Origin of the sequence: Rhodococcus sp. ENV425 (assembly GCF_002887785.1) — a bacterium.
GTDB classification, from domain to species: domain Bacteria; phylum Actinomycetota; class Actinomycetes; order Mycobacteriales; family Mycobacteriaceae; genus Rhodococcus; species Rhodococcus aetherivorans.
Genome location: NZ_PCZU01000161.1, coordinates 868 through 1,365, shown reverse-complemented (window position 1 = coordinate 1,365; position 498 = coordinate 868). Strand labels below are relative to the sequence as shown.

At 70.5% G+C, this 498-nt stretch carries 1 protein-coding gene; it reads left to right on the top strand.

Annotation, left to right across the window (positions count from 1 at the left end):
- The coding region (locus tag CQZ88_RS30190) for a hypothetical protein (protein ID WP_219727516.1) at positions 1 to 271 on the top strand (271 nt) is incomplete at its 5' end.
- Positions 272 to 498 lie beyond the last annotated feature (227 nt).

Here is a 498-nt window from a genome sequence, read left to right as displayed (position 1 = left end):
GTTCACCGCACTACGCGGCCGATTCCGCACGCGATCGGCCACAGCGGACGCGCCGACCACCGAATCGCACCGGAGCGGCGCACCCGCGCAGACGAAGACCGACGCGGCAGCGCACACCCACGCCCAGGTGCAGATCGAGACATTGGACAGCTACCTCGGCTCGCTCACCGAACAGGACCGCGCCGAGTACATCGCCGCAGCGCAAGACCTCAACGATGCGATGAACGAGACCGGCACCGAGGACTTCCCGAGGTGGACGGCCACCCGGTGACGGCAGCGTCCCGGACGGAATCCGATCGCTCCAGGATCTGCGGGCGCTCGCTCGCACGATCCGCACCTCGAGCCGGCCGGACCCGACGGAAATCCCCACTGCGACGAACGCAGGCACGTCCGCTGTGACTCCACGCACCGATCCGGGAAGCGGCGACGACACCGACCCGGGCTCGGCCGGGCAGCAGAAGCCATGAACCGCGCCGGCGGCGAGGCCGCGGCCACCGT